The organism is Pedobacter fastidiosus, from assembly GCF_014306625.1.
Lineage (GTDB): Bacteria > Bacteroidota > Bacteroidia > Sphingobacteriales > Sphingobacteriaceae > Pedobacter > Pedobacter fastidiosus.
Genome location: NZ_JACRYL010000015.1, coordinates 112,939 through 129,399, shown reverse-complemented (window position 1 = coordinate 129,399; position 16,461 = coordinate 112,939). Strand labels below are relative to the sequence as shown.

10 protein-coding genes and 1 tRNA gene are annotated in these 16,461 nt (G+C 34.5%); 8 read left to right on the top strand and 3 right to left on the bottom strand.

The features are described 5' to 3' along the window. Both H7U22_RS16755 and H7U22_RS23495 read left to right on the top strand, forming a co-directional pair. Nucleotides 1-360, top strand: a 360-nt coding sequence (locus H7U22_RS16755) for a P-loop NTPase family protein (protein ID WP_222621886.1), incomplete at its 5' end; no start/stop codon positions are given. 232 nt (nucleotides 361-592) lie between these two features. Beyond that, nucleotides 593-748, top strand: coding sequence for a response regulator (locus H7U22_RS23495; RefSeq protein WP_187072490.1), 156 nt, complete (start codon nucleotides 593-595; stop codon nucleotides 746-748). Between the two features lie 493 nt (nucleotides 749-1,241). Here the strand turns inward: H7U22_RS23495 and H7U22_RS16745 are convergent, their stop codons facing one another. Both H7U22_RS16745 and H7U22_RS16740 read right to left on the bottom strand, forming a co-directional pair. Next, entirely contained in the window at nucleotides 1,242-2,516 is a 1,275-nt protein-coding gene (locus H7U22_RS16745) for a site-specific integrase (RefSeq protein WP_187072489.1), read from the bottom strand. Nucleotides 2,517-2,739: 223 nt separating this feature from the next. After that, nucleotides 2,740-2,813: transfer RNA gene (locus H7U22_RS16740), tRNA-Ile, on the bottom strand. Nucleotides 2,814-3,229: 416 nt separating this feature from the next. On the opposite strand from H7U22_RS16740, the gene H7U22_RS16735 reads away from it, so the two are divergent. The 5 genes from H7U22_RS16735 to H7U22_RS16715 all read left to right on the top strand — a co-directional run bounded on the left by H7U22_RS16735 (nucleotide 3,230) and on the right by H7U22_RS16715 (nucleotide 13,591). Beyond that, the gene (locus H7U22_RS16735; protein ID WP_187072488.1) at nucleotides 3,230-4,444 is read left to right on the top strand and encodes a Pycsar system effector family protein; all 1,215 of its coding nucleotides are present in this window, start codon (nucleotides 3,230-3,232) and stop codon (nucleotides 4,442-4,444) included. A gap of 8 nt (nucleotides 4,445-4,452) precedes the next feature. After that, entirely contained in the window at nucleotides 4,453-6,486 is a 2,034-nt protein-coding gene (ppk1, locus tag H7U22_RS16730) for a polyphosphate kinase 1 (protein WP_187072487.1), read from the top strand. Nucleotides 6,487-6,495: 9 nt separating this feature from the next. Continuing rightward, nucleotides 6,496-7,398, top strand: a complete 903-nt coding sequence (locus H7U22_RS16725; protein WP_187072486.1) for an SdiA-regulated domain-containing protein — start codon at nucleotides 6,496-6,498, stop codon at nucleotides 7,396-7,398. A gap of 34 nt (nucleotides 7,399-7,432) precedes the next feature. Next, nucleotides 7,433-11,038, top strand: coding sequence for a BamA/TamA family outer membrane protein (locus H7U22_RS16720; RefSeq protein WP_187072485.1), 3,606 nt, complete (start codon nucleotides 7,433-7,435; stop codon nucleotides 11,036-11,038). 144 nt (nucleotides 11,039-11,182) lie between these two features. Continuing rightward, nucleotides 11,183-13,591: a GAF domain-containing protein gene (locus H7U22_RS16715; protein ID WP_187072484.1), complete on the top strand. Its 2,409-nt coding sequence runs from the start codon at nucleotides 11,183-11,185 to the stop codon at nucleotides 13,589-13,591. 60 nt (nucleotides 13,592-13,651) lie between these two features. On the opposite strand, the gene H7U22_RS16710 is transcribed toward H7U22_RS16715, so the two are convergent. Continuing rightward, nucleotides 13,652-15,598, bottom strand: coding sequence for an LTA synthase family protein (locus tag H7U22_RS16710; protein WP_187072483.1), 1,947 nt, complete (start codon nucleotides 15,596-15,598; stop codon nucleotides 13,652-13,654). A 214-nt stretch (nucleotides 15,599-15,812) separates the two neighbouring features. On the opposite strand from H7U22_RS16710, the gene H7U22_RS16705 reads away from it, so the two are divergent. After that, nucleotides 15,813-16,376 (top strand): sigma-70 family RNA polymerase sigma factor, encoded by a 564-nt coding sequence (locus H7U22_RS16705; protein ID WP_187072482.1) that lies wholly within the window; start codon nucleotides 15,813-15,815, stop codon nucleotides 16,374-16,376. Nucleotides 16,377-16,461: the final 85 nt, after the last annotated feature.

The following is a 16,461-nucleotide window of genomic DNA, read 5'->3' as shown; positions in this document are numbered from 1 at the left end:
CCTTATCAAATTAACTCGGCTAAGGGGAACTTTTTAGATTGGCGAAGAGGGGTCAATTTGAAGCGGTTTATCCAATCCACCCATGACATCGAACTTATTAATTTACTCGAGACGGACTATGAGCTTTATCACTTTACCGAAACGGTTAAAGACAACATGCTCTATTTTGATCATCAAATAAAAACTGGCCCTCTCAAAACTAGAAATGCCGTGAAGATTCTTGAACTTATGAACTTTCCTGCGGGTATAACAAAAGAAGCCGGGCTATTGAGCGAAAGAATCTTTGAACTTTCAAATAAGAGCCATCTATCCAAATGGTTTAATAATCAAAATCAAAAGGACAAAGCACTTGAAAAATAGGCTGATATATGTTGGAAAGACCCTGTTCTGCCCAATACCTATCATAGTTCTACCCTGCTAACAGGCATCATCCATAGACCTCAGGCATATTGATTGTTTTTCAGGGATGTGGATAAAATTCGGAACTATCTCCCCAGCATATTTTTTTTATCTGGACTCTTCGATTTTGGAAATTTTATTTAATTATGTTTTTTAGCTCTAATATGACTTGGCCGGATGCTACACAAACCCGGTGGAGGCCTTAAGAATTATTCGTTCTGCTGACCGTCTGGATCTCATTCTGCTCGATGTCGATATGCCTGAGATTTCGGGCATCGAATTGGCCAAGTTGATCAGAGATATGACCTCAAAATTGGTGTTTACCACTGAGCATACCAAAAACAAATAGTGGACTGAATAATGTTAAAGAGAGACTGAGTAGCGCTTATGGATCTGATTTTTCATTCAATTTCAGCATTCAACCTGGGGAAATTTTCATAGTGAACATTGCGATTAAGCTTAAAAAACATTTTATATAATGTGACCGTTTTTATTTTTATTTAGAATATATACCCTTCTCCAGACTGCAAAGTCAAATTATGGCTTTTTTTGTCTTTCATCATCAAAGAACTTTAAACAACCAGCCGCATGCTTATCAGCTCTCATCAGTCCTTCCCCGAAAAACCCTCAAAAAAAATGCTCCCTCAGTAAAATATATACGTGAGAAAAATGTAGGAGACATATTAGTTCTTATGTACGCATACGAGCTAGGATTTCTTTTCCTTACACAGGTGAAAAACAGTTTGTTTTAAGTTTTTTAGCTGAAAAGCAATTTAAACTAAAATAAGATAACTCATTGATTCGAATTTGTAGTCGGATAATCAAATTTAAGGACTAAACTCCTAATTTGAATTTGGGTTTTTAAGTAGTGCTATAATATCTTCTTGTATTCTGTCTATCAGGCTCCAGTCCTGAGCGATGTATATATCTGTAACGGTTCTGTCGGTCTGATTCAAGGCTTCAGCGACATCATCCTTGCTATAACCACATTTCCGTCTTGCCCAGGTTCCGATACAGTGCCTCATATCATAAAAGTCAATATCTGTTATGCCAGTTATTTCGCTTACTGTTTTTAGCCCCTTATCGAGGGCAGCATTTAAGCTTCCGGTATTGGCGTAGCGGACATTTAATTTTCCCGCGTATTTTTTTAAAAGAGGTATGGCTTCCTTGATTACTTTCACACTGAAGAAGGCATTGTCTTTCCTTTTTCCTCTGGTTTTTGCCCTGTTGTAATTTATCCTCTTTGCTGAGGTAAATGGCTTAAGCTCATATAGGTCTGCCGCATTCATACCGAGAAGATATATTGATAGCATACATAAATCGCGTGCTAATTCTGCTCTTGAGTCAAGTTGAACATTGCAATCTCTTATCTTGATAATTTCGTGCACAGGTCTATCCCTATGCTGGGTGATTGGGGGAGTACCCACCTTATATTTTTTGAAAGGATAGTGAGGAATCTTTAATATACCTAAGTCTTCATCATTGTACTGGTTTCGAGCTTCGTTAAACAATAGTCGTAGATCCCGCATATGATTGTGCAATCCTGCATCTGATAAGCCTTTTTGAGTATAGGTTATTGATTTTCCACCATGGTTATTTCTAGTGAGCTCTCTACTGCTACGAAGAAATTCTTCATATTTTTTAAGGAAATTATAGTTTATTTCAATAATTGGAATGATCGGTGTTTTAAAATAATCAATAAGACTATTTCTGACAGTGATTAAGGTTTTTGCACTACTTGCTTTTGGTGTGGCTAGTTTTTTCGTTAGGAACTCGTTACAGAATTTTAAAAAATCAATAACAATTTCTTCTCGAGGCGTATCGATTTCCAACAGCCTCTCTTTTACCTGTTTTGCATTTAAAGCTGATAGAAGTTCATTATTTGTACTAACCCAATCACGATAGTTTTTTAATTGTGGTGCAATTCTGTCAATAATAAATGTATCCTTTAGTATTAGTGTTTTACTATCTTTCCTTCTGCTAAGTTGCTTTTCCACGACAAAGTGGTTCGTGTCAATATAGGCTGGTTTCCCATTATGCCATATCCTAATCTTAACATTCCAGGTGCCGTCTTTCTTTTGATTTGCAGCTAATATGGTTGCAGAAATTGTTATCATTATGCTAGTTTTTTTGTAAGTATTTATTAAGCGAATCCCTAATCTTTCAAAAATTTGTAAGTATTTATTAAGCGAGATGAACTAAATTAAGCAAAAAAAGCTGCTGAACCTAACGCTTGAACTTAATGGGGATTTAAGATCAAGTATCTTTAAAGGCCGTTTTTGGCACTGTAGAGGTATAAAAAAACCCCTTGAGGATATCTCAAGAGGTGATTTTTGTTTGTGGGCCCAGCTGGGCTCGAACCAGCGACCAAAAGATTATGAGTCTTCTACTCTAACCAACTGAGCTATAGGCCCCGGAAAAAACATATGTTTTTTGCGAGTGCAATGTTACAAATTTGCATTCAATTTAGGAAAAAGATTTTCTCTAAAAATCGAAAAAAATAAATATAATCTCATTTTCAGTCGATTAATTGCAAAATGAGATTTAATTAATACTTGTTTAAACCTATTAATCAATTCATTGTTTAGGAGAAATACGCAAATCTAGCCAAAATCAGATTGCTTCTAAAAACAATTAAAATTAATAAATGCCTCATTATAAACGTAAACAAATAACCATATTGTAAAATAATACTGGCATTATTACTGATAGCACTACCACGTGTTTTTTTTGTGAAAATTAGCGTAATTTTATCCTCGTTATATAAATTATATACAGATTTAAATGATACCAATCCCTTTAACTAAAACCATTGTCAAAATACATGCTCATGAATTATAAGCAACTCCAAGAAGATGTTGAGCAACACGTTAGCAAATACTTCGATACCCATAGCGATCCTCGATTAGTTTACCACAATTATAAACACACTAAGGAAGTTGTAAATGCAGCACAGCAAATTGCTAATCACTATCAATTAAGCGAGGAAGATTTTTTTATTGTTACAGTTGCAGCTTATTTTCACGATACAGGATATTTTGAAGATGCCCTTAATCATGAAACCAAAGGTGCTGAGCTTGCAGATTTATATTTAGAAAAACATAAGGTTAAGGAAGAAGTTAGGAAAAGTGTATCTGAAGCAATTTTAAGCACTAAAATTCCTCAAAATCCGAATACTGAATTGGATAAAATTTTATGCGATGCGGATCTTTTTCATTTAGGATTAGTCGATTTTAGGGATAAGGGTAAGTTGATGCACAAAGAAGTAGAGCTGATTTACAAAAAAGACATCAATAAAAAAGAATGGCGCAAAAGAGATATTCAGTTTATGGAATCCCATCATTACCATACCGATTATGCCAACTTATTGCTGAACGATCAAAAACAGAAAAATATCGAGAAGCTTAAAAGTAAATTAACAGTTCAAGAAGTAATTGCTACGGAAATAGAAGAGCCTAAAAACTTTGCTCCAGAGGTTGTTAAAAAGGGTAAGAAAAAGGATAAAGACAGTAGACCCGACAAAGGAATTGAAACGATGTTCAGAATTACATCTGCCAATAATCAGCGATTAAGCGATATGGCCGATAATAAGGCGCACATTTTAATTACTGTAAATTCCATTATGCTTTCCTTAATTGTGAGTTTACTATTAAGGCGTTTAGAAGATCATGGAAACCTAATTATTCCAACTTTTATCCTCTTAATGGTGAGTTTAACCTGCGTGGTGGTATCTATTTTATCAACCCGTCCATCAATTCCAAAAGGAGAGTTTACACAAGAAGATATGGATAATAAGAAAGTTAATTTACTTTTCTTCGGTAATTTTTATAAAATGAGCTTGCCAAGTTATACCGAAGGAATGATTAAGGTAATGAATGACAACGATTTTCTTTACGGAACATTAATTACCGATGTTTATTCTCAAGGTGTGGTTTTAGGGAGAAAGTATAAATTAATTCGTTTGGCCTACAATATTTTCATGTTTGGATTAATTGCCGCAGTATTCGCTTTTGTTATTGCATACGCAGTTTACGGTAAACTTTAACGGAGCAAATGATTGCAACATCCTTTTTTAACAGAGATTTAAGCTGGCTAAAATTTAACGACCGTATTTTGGTTGAGGCCGAGAGAAATACAGTTCCACTTTTGGAGCGAATAAAGTTTCTATCTATTTTTTCTTCCAATCTCGATGAATTTTATCGGGTAAGAATGCCAGTTCTCTTGGCATTGGAAAAGTTAAGCAACAAAGAAAATAACGATATTCAGATAGAAGATGATCTTTTAATTACTGCAAATCAGCTTATTTCCGATCAACAGCAACGTTATGGCCTAGTTTTGAAAACCGATATTATCCCACAGCTTAAAAAGAATCATATCAATTTAATTTATGCTGAGGTTTTCCCAGACGAGATTAAAAAGGAAGTAACCCGATTTTTTTTAAGTCAGGTGATGGCATTTTTGCAACCTGTTTATGTTGATGACACTACGAATTTTTTTCCATCCAATAACGAACTTTATTTTCTGGTTAACCTAAAAAGTGAAGCGAAATCTAAGGCTGTTATTTTAAATATTCCATCAAACGAACTTCCACGTTTTTTAAAAATCGAGCAGAATAAAGAAACTTTTATTGTCTTCTTGGATGATATTGTTCGCAATCATCTCAATTATATTTTTCCAAATGATGAAGTTTTAGGGTGCTTTAGTTTTAAAGTAACCAGAGATGCGGAAATTGATTTGAAGGATGAATATTCGGGAAGCTTATCCGATCAGCTTGAAAAACAGCTTTTAAAAAGAGATTTTGGTTTGGCTACTCGTTTTCTCCACCAGCCAGGAATTCCAGCTGATGTTTTAGATCTTCTCAAAAAGCTTTTTAATTTAAAAAAAGCCAATATGGTAGAAGGCGGGCAATATCATAACCTTAAAGATTTTATGTCTTTTCCGGTAAGTCTACCAAATTTATCCAATGATAAATGGCCTAAAATCTGTAATACTGATGGTATTGAAAAAACTTTAACCGAAGAAATTTACAAGAACGATATCATTATTCATACGCCTTACCAAAGTTACGATAGCATTTTACGCTTTTTTAATGAGGCTGCGGTTGATGCAACGGTAGAAGAAATTTGCGTAACGCTTTATCGCGTTGCCAGCGATTCTAAAATCGTGAATGCTTTAATCAGCGCAGCAAAAAATGGCAAAAAAGTTTCTGTTTTAGTAGAGCTTAAAGCCCGTTTTGATGAAGCAAACAACATTAAATGGGCCAAGAAAATGAAGGCCGTTGGTGTTGAGATCATTTATAGCGTTACTGCACTTAAAGTTCACGCAAAGGTTGCTTTGGTAAAAAGGAAAATCGGTAATAGAACCCGTAACGTTGGTCTTTTTGCAACCGGAAATTTTAACGAAAGCACAGCAGCTTTTTACACCGATCATATTTTAATGACGGCTAATAAGGAAATGCTACGTGAGGTTGAATTGCTGTTTATCTTTCTACGCAAAAGAGAGAAACCTACATCTCCCGATTTAATCAAGTTTAAGCACTTATTGGTTGCGCAATTTAATCTTCAACAGGCATTTTTAAATTTAATTGATAGAGAAATTGATCATGCCAAAATGGGCAAGCCTGCCTCTATAACCATTAAAATGAACAATCTGGAAGAGAAGGTTTTGATTAATAAGCTTTATGAGGCATCAGAGGCTGGAGTTAAAATCGATATGATTGTGAGAAGCATTTGCAGGTTAATTCCTGGGGTTGCTGGAATGAGCGAAAACATTAAGATTACCAGAATTGTAGACCGCTATTTAGAACACGGTCGTATTTTTGTATTCCACAATTTGGGTAAAGAAGAAGTGTATTTGGGCTCGGCAGATTGGATGAACAGAAATATTTACCGCAGAATTGAAGTTTGTTTTCCAATTTACGATCAGAAAATTAAAGCTGAAATATTAGATATTCTCAATCTTCAAAAACAGGACAACGTTCAGGCTGTTATTATTAATGAGCACATGAACAATATTCCTGTCGAAATGGGAAAAGTTCAGATTGAATCTCAAAAAGAAATTTATCAATATTTAAAAAACAAAATTTAAAGCATTCTTATGAAACACACAAAAATCACCAGATCGTTTATCCTTGTTTTAACAGCTATTGCCTTTTTCGGTATTTCTTGCGTTAATGCAGAACATAAAGATGGCGAAACAGCCACGCAGGCTGATCAGCCAAAAGCTGACTTTCCTTACGATTTAAAAAATCCGGTAAAATACAATATGCCGCACAATCTTTTCGAAATCTCTGGCATTGTTTTTCATAACGGCGATCCGAAAGAGGTTTTTGCCATTCAGGATGAAGATGGAGATTTATTTCACCTGGGTTTAAGTGATAAAGAATCTAAGTTTACAAAGTTTGGTGGCAAAGGCGATTATGAAGATTTAACAATTATTAAAGATCATGTAGTTGTGTTAAAAAGTAATGGTGAATTGCATACTTTTCCTATTTCAGAAATTAATAAACCAGAGATTGTAGATGTTGTTAAAACAAAAGATTTGGTTCCGAAAGCGGAATATGAAGGTTTGGCTGCAGATGAAAAAGCAGGTTTAATTTACATTTTAACTAAAGACAGTAAACCAGATTCTAAGGCGAAAAAATCTAGCATTTATGCATTTAGTTTTGCTGCAGATGGTTCTTTAAAATCAAGTGGCGAATTTGGCTTATCGCACAAAGAAATTGCCGCATCTTCAGGAAGCGATAAAACAAGATTCCGTCCTTCTGCAATGGCCAAGAACCCGCAAACTAATGAATGGTACGTGCTTTCTTCGGTAAATAAATTATTGGTGGTTACCGATGAGAATTTTAAAGTAAAAGCGACTTATCCTTTAGACGGAAGCTTATTTAACCAACCTGAAGGAATTGCTTTTGATAAAGACAACAACCTTTATATCTCAAATGAAGGTGGTACTTTAGCCGCTGGAAATATTTTAATGTTTAAACATAAGAAACCGTAAATTTAGGTTTCCAAATACCGATAAATGCTAGGCTATGATTAAAAATTTTACCCTATTTTCATTCTTATTTTTACTTTATTTCACTGCCTCAGCACAAAGTGATGTTAAATACCGTGTAATTTTATTCGGCGATGCCGGAGAAATGAATCCTGGTCAAATGCAGGATTTAAAAAACGCAGCAAAACAGATTATTCCAAAAAAAACCACAGTAATTTATCTCGGCGATAACATTTACCCAACAGGAATGGGTTTGCCAGGAAGTATAGAGGAAGAAGACACCAAGAAAATTCTTCAATCGCAATATGAACCAATGCGCAAAATGGGCGCTGCGGTTTATTTTGTTCCCGGTAATCACGATTGGGATAAATCTGGACCTAAAGGTTTGGCTAAAATTAAAGCTCAGGATGATTTTTTAAAAGCGCAAAACGATCCCTTACTAAAATTACTTCCGCAAAATGGTTGCCCCGATCCAGTTGCCATCCAACTTACGGATAAACTAACCATCATTGCTTACGATAGTGAATGGTGGCTTTTTCCATATAATAAACAAAATTCGGCTGGCGAATGCGACTGCAGAACCAAAGACGAAGTCTTGGTGAAAATGGAAGAGTTGCTAGAGCAAAATAAAGGTAAAGTTATTCTCTTGGCTTCACATCATCCATTTCAAAGTTATGGCCCACACGGTGGATATTTTAATTTAAGGAACCACCTATTCCCATTAACATCGCTCAATAAAAACTTTTATATCCCAATGCCGGTTCTTGGGTCAGTTTATCCCATTTTACGGTCTACTTTGTTAAGCCCCGAAGATTTAAATCATCCTGCTTATAAAGACATGATTAAATCTGTTAATGGTGTTTTTGGAGATTATCCTAACGTAACCTATGTTGCTGGTCACGAACATGGCTTGCAACTAATAAAAAGTAAGCAACTTCAAATAATCAGCGGTGCCGGCTCTAAAGTCTCTCCAAATAAAGAAGGCAAAAACTCTCTATTTCATGAAATGCAACAAGGTTATGTGGTTGCTGATCAATTAATGAATAATGATATGCGCTATGAATATTATATCTATGCAGATTCTGGCGTTAAGCTTGTTTTTACTTATACAAAGAAATTTGAAACCATTACTCAAAAGGTTAGGGCGAGGGATAAACCAATTTTAGCGGATAGTATCACTGTTAGAATAAAACCCGAATATGATAGCGTTGGCCGTTTCCATAGATATGTTTTTGGAGAAAATTATCGTAAAGAATATGCGCAAAAAACTACCGTTCCCGTATTAAGGGTTTCAAAACTTTTTGGTGGATTAAAAGCCACACAGCGAGGTGGCGGAAATCAATCTCGCTCTCTTCGTTTGGAGGACAAAGATGGTAAGGAATATGTGCTTCGCAGTGTAGAAAAATATCCTGAAGTGCTTTTACCCGCACAGCTCAGAGAAACCTTTGCAAAGGATATTATTAAGGATAATATGTCTGCACAACACCCGTTTTCTGCTCTTGTTGTACCAGAACTTGCAAAAGCTGGTGGGGTTCCACATACTAATCCGATCATCGGTTGGGTTTCTCCTGATGATAATTTAGGCGAATTTGAGCCTGCTTTTGCCAATACATTATGCTTGTTGGAAGAAAGAGAACCTGTAGGCGAATCAGACAGCTCTCCAAAAATGGATAAGAAGCTTACCGATGATAACGACAATACTTTGGATGGGCCAGCTTGGTTAAGGGCAAGATCGCTAGATGTTTTGCTAGGAGATTGGGATAGGCACGAAGACCAGTGGCGTTGGAAAGAAACTAAAAAGGATGGTGGCTCACATTACACACCAATTCCACGAGATCGGGATCAGGTTTTCTTTAGAGCTGATGGTTTTTTACAGCGCTTTACACAAACCTCTTCACTTTTGCCAATGATGCAGGGATACGAAAGGGATATTAATAGAATTGATTGGTTTTTATGGGAGGGAAGAGAGATTAGCAGTCGGTGGACAGCAAACATCAGCGAGGAAGAATGGGATAAAACTGTTAAAGATTTCTGTTCAAAATACAATGATGCTGTTTTTGAAAAAGCATTGAGGAAACTTCCTGAGCCGAGCTATTCTTTGCATCACGATGAGCTTTTAGCGCAAATGAAAAAAAGAATCGAGATGTTGCCGAAGATGATGAATGATTATTATCATTTCTTTAATCGGATTGTAGATATCGAAGTGACCAATAAAAATGAGCTTATCAATATTTCTGATGGCCCAGATAATGGAATGGCCATTAAAATCAATAAAATTTCGAAAGAAGGAAATATTAAGGAAGAATTATTTAACCGTGTTTTTGATCCGAAGGTGACCAAAGAAATCCGCGTTTACATGCACAATGGTAATGATAGTTCAATTTTGAACAACAAAACTTCGAATATAAAACTTCGCATAATTGGTGGTAAAGGAACTAAATACTACGATTTTGAAAATACAAATGCTTCTGTAAAACTTTATGGTAGAAAAGATAAGGCCACATACAAAGGAGAAGATGCAGATAAGGTTAGAAAGATTATTTCAAACGACACCTCAAACTTCAGCTACATTCCAAAAGATATGTACAGTAGAAGTTCATTAAACTTAAATGCAGGGTATAACAATGATGATGGTTTATTGGCCGGCTTAGTTTATAAACAAACTAATCCAGGATTTAGAAAACAACCTTATGGCAATTCGCAAACCATTTCATTCTTACACTCGTTTTCTACTTCTGCTTTCAGATTTAATTACAAAGGTGAGTGGCTTAAAGCCTTAGGAAAAGGCGATTTCATTTTAAAAGCTGATGCTAACGCACCTAACAACACACAGAACTTTTTTGGTTTGGGTAACGAAACTCATTTTGATGAACATGGCGATGATATAAAATACTACCGTGCCAGATTTAATCTTTATCAGGTAGATCCAATGATTCGTTGGAGAAGACCAAAATCTACATTTAGTGTTGGCCCATCTTTTCAGTATTATAAATTGGACGCAGATGATAACGATGGGAGATTTATTAGAAATACAGCTCAACTGCACTCATCTGATAGTTTAACGATTGATAATGAAAAGATGTTCGCTGGTGCGACGGTAAATTTCACCAACAATACCCGTGATAATGATTTATTGCCAACTTTAGGGAGTTATGTAGATTTTAAATTGGTTGGTTACAAAGGCATAAACAAATATTCTAATTCTTTCGGTCAGTTAACGGCCAGTATTTCCTTATATAAAAATCTCGATGGTAGAAAAGCTTTTATACTAGCTGATCGTTTTGGTGGTGGTATAACTGTTGGTAAACCCGCTTTTTATCAAGCACTTTACCTCGGCGGACAAGGAAATTTATTGGGTTACCGTCAATTTAGATTTGCAGGAGAAAATATGTTCTATAATAATTTAGAACTGAGGGCTAAACTAGGCGATTTGGTAAGTTATGTTTTGCCAGGGCAGGTGGGTTTATTAGGGTTTTACGATGTGGGCAGGGTTTGGAAACGCGATGAAGCTTCTACAGCATGGCATCATGGAGTAGGTGGGGGCGTATATTTTGCTCCAGCATCACTCACAGTTGTACGATTTGTGATGGGACACTCTACAGATGGCTGGTATCCATACGTTTCTGTAAATTTTAGGTACTAAATTTGTGTAACATAATTATAGATAGATAATCCAAGTATTACGTTAAGCAGACCAACAATCGTTTAACGTGTATGTATCTTTGTAAACAATTAGCAATTAATAACATACACCATTTAATTTTACGTCTATTATAAAACTTATACAATGAACACCAATGTAATACAGATTAACAAAAACGAATGTATTCATTGCCAGGTAGAATCTAATCTGTCATTCCGCCCCCTTGTGGAATATTTAAAAACCAGATTAAAAACAGAGCAATCTGTAAAATCAGAATTTTATAGATTTTTGCTAGAAAAAATTCAGAAAAACGAAGCCCTTTTAGGCAACATTAAAGCTGAAGAACTATCGAAATATAAAGATACATTAGAATTGATTTTTACAATTCTAACGCCTTTAATGGCAAACGAAGATGATCTTTTTTGGGCGTTAAGTACGCCAATTCCAGATCAGATTTTCTTCAGTACAAATGCATTTTACAAATTTTTTAAGGATCACGATCCGAAAAATAAAGTAACTAAGGATAACGACCCTGTTGAGAAAAAACAGTTAAAATTTATTTACAATTTAATTTTAGGCCGTTTCTATAATTTCAGTTCAGTATTAAAAAATGAGATTATTTATGCTCATATAGATCCAGATACCAAGCTAACCTCTTATTACAATATTCAAACAGATACCAAATTTGTTGAGATTTTGCATAAAGGCGATCTACCTGAAATTAATTTCGAAGAACTTGGTCAGCATTTTCAAGATAATTCTGAATTAGAATATCTTAATAGTGTTTTACCATTAAAGGATTTTCTTTTTGAAGGTTTCAGCGTAATCTCCATCACTGATGTTACGCTTCAACATGCAATTGATGGCATTAGAGATGCTTTGGTTAATCACAATTATCAAACAGAAGCTTATACGCATGTTATTCAGGCTTTGAAAACGCTTGGCGGAAATGGAAATCTCGAATTTGGTTTAATGCCATTTTTAACGGTTAATAAAAAGCTTGTTTTTGATAATAAGGAATTCTCTCAAAGTATGCTGATTAATTCGGCTAAAGCTTCCAACTTAGAAGAAGAGGTTTTTTATTCTCTCGTAGATAAATATAAAGAAAACCCAAGGGCGATTTTTGTAAGTTCTATAAATGATGATAAGATTGATAAAGATCCATTTTTAAGAGTTTTAAAGGCTGCTGGAGTTTCTTCATATTCTGTTTTGCCAATTTATTACAATACGCAGCTTGCTGGTGTTTTAGAAGTTTATTCGAGCAAAGAAGTGCAGGTAGATGATAAACTTTTATCAAGATTGCGCCCTGCAATGCCTTTAATCGGTCAGCTTTTCCAATACAGTATTGAAGAATTTGATGCTAAAATGGATGAAGTGCTAATGGATAAATTTACAGCCTTGCAACCCTCTGTACAATGGAAATTTAATGAAGCGATTTGGCATTTTCTTCAACAGAATAAAAATAAAAGCTATCATAAACTTAAGGAGATAGAAACCGTTACGTTTAAACATATGTACCCCTTATTTGGTGCAATTGATATTCGTAATTCTACTATTGAACGAAACAAGGCATTAAAGGATGATATGGGAATTCAGTTGAATACGCTAATCAGCACCTTGAAAACCATTCGTAAGCATGTTTATTTAGAACTTACTGATAAATTATTATTCAACTGTAAAGATTGGATTAAACGCATTGGTGATTTTGCATCATCAAACGAAGAAAATTTACTTAACGAGTTTTTAGAATCTGAAGTTTATCCTTTCTTATCCATTATTAAAGGTAATTACCCTCAAACTGCAGAGATTATAGAAAAGTATTTTGAAGTAATTATTCCAGAAACTGGCGATGCTTTTAAAAATAGGAGACAGCTTGAGGTTTCTATGCAATTGATTAACACAGAGGTGAGTCAATATTTAGAAACTGCACAACAAAATCTTCAAACTTCCTATCCTTGTTATTTTGCAAAGTTTAGAACGGATGGCGTTGAATATGATATTTACATCGGACAGGAAATTGCTCCTGAAAAACCTTTTGATTTATTGTATTTAAAAAATATCCGATTATGGCAATTAACATCAATGGTAGAAATTGCTCGTTTATCTAAAGGTTTAATTGGCGAAATGCCACGACCATTAGAAACAACTCAGTTAATTTTTATCCATTCTAATGCCATTGATATTAGCTTTAGGAATGATGAACGAAGATTTGATGTAGAGGGCGCTTACAATATCCGTTACGAAATTGTTAAAAAACGTATTGATAAAGTACTGATCAAAAACAAAAATGAACGCTTAACACAACCGCATAAAATTTCTATGGTTTATTTTAATGCAGAAGAAGCGAAAGAATACATGGAATACATCAAATATATGCAAGATCAAGGTTTGTTAAACGATGATTTAGAACTATTAGAATTGGATGAATTACAAGGCGTTTCGGGCTTGAAAGCTTTAAGAGTAGGGGTTAAATACCTAAATGAGAAGAAAGCCAAAGAAGTAAAACCAATCAATTTAAAAACTATAGAAAAGGAACTCGAAAAACAGTTATAGTTCTTAGTTAGTCTTAATATTAAAACCTCGCAGATTTAAAACTTGCGAGGTTTTTAAATTTTAGTACCTCAGTTTTCCGTCCTTAAAAAGATCAAATGCAGTTTGATAGTTCGCAATACCTTGATTAACAATAGTTTTTGGCAGTGAAAAAGGTTTCTGCTCATTTTTTCCCTTGTTGTATAAGTAAGTGTCAACTTTTCTTTGCGGACTTAAAATAACCAAACTATCGCCTTTCATGTAAACCAGTTTTTGATAGGTTCCTAAGAAAACACGGGGCTTATATTTTTTATCCAATACGTTTTTGCCATAAAATTCGCTAGTGTAATCCCAGCCCAATAAGCTCCATAAAGTTGGAAACAAATCAATTTGAGAAGTCATTTTAGAGATTTTCATTTTCTCTGTATGCTTCAAATTCAGAATCATACAGGGAATTTGATATTTAGAAATATCGATTTCGTTTTTACCAGCACTGCTCGCACAATGATCGGCTACGATGATAATCACCGTATTTTTAAACCAAGGTTTAGTTTTAATCTGATCAATAAACTGTCCGATAGCGTAATCAGTATATTTAACAGCGCCTTCTCTACTTCCAGAAGCAAGATCTATTTTGTTGTTAGGAAAAGTATAAGGCCTGTGGTTGGAAGTTGTCATGATGAAATTATTGAACAACTGACCTTTTTTATATTTCTGATCGGCATCTTTAATCACTACATTAAAAATATCTCCATCACAAATTCCCCAGGCATTTTCAAAAGTTACGTCGTTATCAGGAATGAGAGTTCTTGTACCATCGTAAGTTTCATTTAAAAGTTTTCTTCCTCTATCAACAATGTTGTAACTGTTATTGCCAAAAAAGTGGTTCATGTTATCGAAATAGCCATCGCCACCGTAAAAGAAAGTGTTAATGTAACCTTTATCTTTAAAAACATGGCCAACCGTAAAAAGATGCTCATTGTCCATTCGCCTCACAATACTACTTCCCGGGGTAGGTGGAATGCCCAATGTTAAGGCTTCCATTCCTCTAACCGTACGCGTACCAGTTGCATACATATTGCTAAAAAATACGCTGTTATTGGCAAAAGAATCTAGCCTCGGGGTAATGTTTTGCATATTGCCGTAATGAGCAAGGAAATCGGCACTCAAGCTCTCAACAGTAATCATAATTACATTGGGCTTATAAGCAGAATCTGTTCCTTTTAGGTTTCTTAATATAGAAAGGCTATCATTTTTAAAAGTTGTATTGCTTTCGGTGAGCTCATTTTTAACCAATGCAAAAGCATCTTTATTGCCGATTAAACTATAAAAATCATGATAGTTAAGTTCATTGTTTTTAAATGCTGCAAAGAAAGAATAAATGCCCGATTTGCTTAACTCATTTACATACCTGTTGTTTCCTTGCTCTGCCCAGCTATTTTTTACAATTAATGCAAAAAGTATGGCCGGAATAATAAATAATGAAGAAAATACTAGTCTTGTTTTAAAGCGAGTTTGGCTAGTGAAACTTGTGTTGAATATCTTGAACTTATGAAAAATGTAAGTAACCCCAATGGCGATTAAAAGCATTCCGCCGATTAATAGTGGCAATGGATAAGATTCGTTAATGTTGTGAATAACCTCGTAAGTGTAAATGAGATAATCTACCGCAATAAAATTAAATCGGCTTTCAAATTCCTGCCAGAAAGTTAATTCTGCAAAGAAAGAGAAGAGTGTAATGATCAGAAATATGAAAAATATAGCAAGAGATACGATTCTATTCCATTTTTTTTGATAGAATCGATTTGGAATAATTAATAGATATAAGGAGTAAAAAGCCGTCAGAATTAATCCTGTTCCCAAATCGTAAAGTAATCCTATAAAATAAAATCTTAAGACTTCGAAAAACGTAAATTCTACTTTTTGAGCGGCAGAAATGAATAAAATACTTCTTATGATAAAAGAGAGGATAATGAAATAAGCAACAAAACTCAATAAAATTGAATACCTGCTTTTAAATATTTGGTTCATTAATGATTTGAATTTGCACAATGTACGCACTGAATCTGAAGAAATGCTGAAGTTGCTCAACAATATAATTTATGTCTGAATTCAAATTTGAAATGTAGATGTTTTAAATACTTACAATATGTAAACGATTTATCTCTAATATTTCAGTTTTGGTTAGTTTTAATTTATTTTTACAGTTGATACTCCTTAAAATCTAAACTTATTTTTAAATAAATTGGCAGAATACTCTGATATAGCCTCCTTTGAAATGTTGTTTAAGAAACATTACAAGTTTTTAGTGCTTGTTGCTTTCCAACTAACAAAAGATGAAGGGGCATCAGAAGATTTAGTTCAGGATTTCTTTATAAATTTTTGGAATCGGAGAAATGAGGTTGTAATTCAGACTTCTTTCCAATCTTTTGCAACTCGAGCAGTCAAGAATCTTTCTTTAACTCATATTAAAAAACAACCGCTTTCCGTAGAGCTAAATGAACAAACCCCGCTTGAAAATTTTCAAACCGATTATTTAGAAGAGGAAGAGGCTATTCAGTTAAAGGAAAGTACTGATGAAAAGGTGCTGAGTTTGGTAAATCTTCTACCAGAAGAACGCAAAAAAGTTTTTCTCCAATATGTTGTGGATGGTTTGAGTTATGCAGATATCGCAAGAGTAAACAACATCTCCATTAATACCGTTAAAACTCAGATGAAACGGGCCTATGCTTTTCTAAAAGCCAAGGCATCTGAAGATCCGCTATCGGTAATTTTCATTGCAATCCTTTTAGGTAAAGGAAAAATTTAGTTTTAATCATTTGTTTTTCAGTTTGTTGTAGATTATTTTATAATTTATTGATAAATCTGTCACCCTAAATTGGCGTAAGTGATAC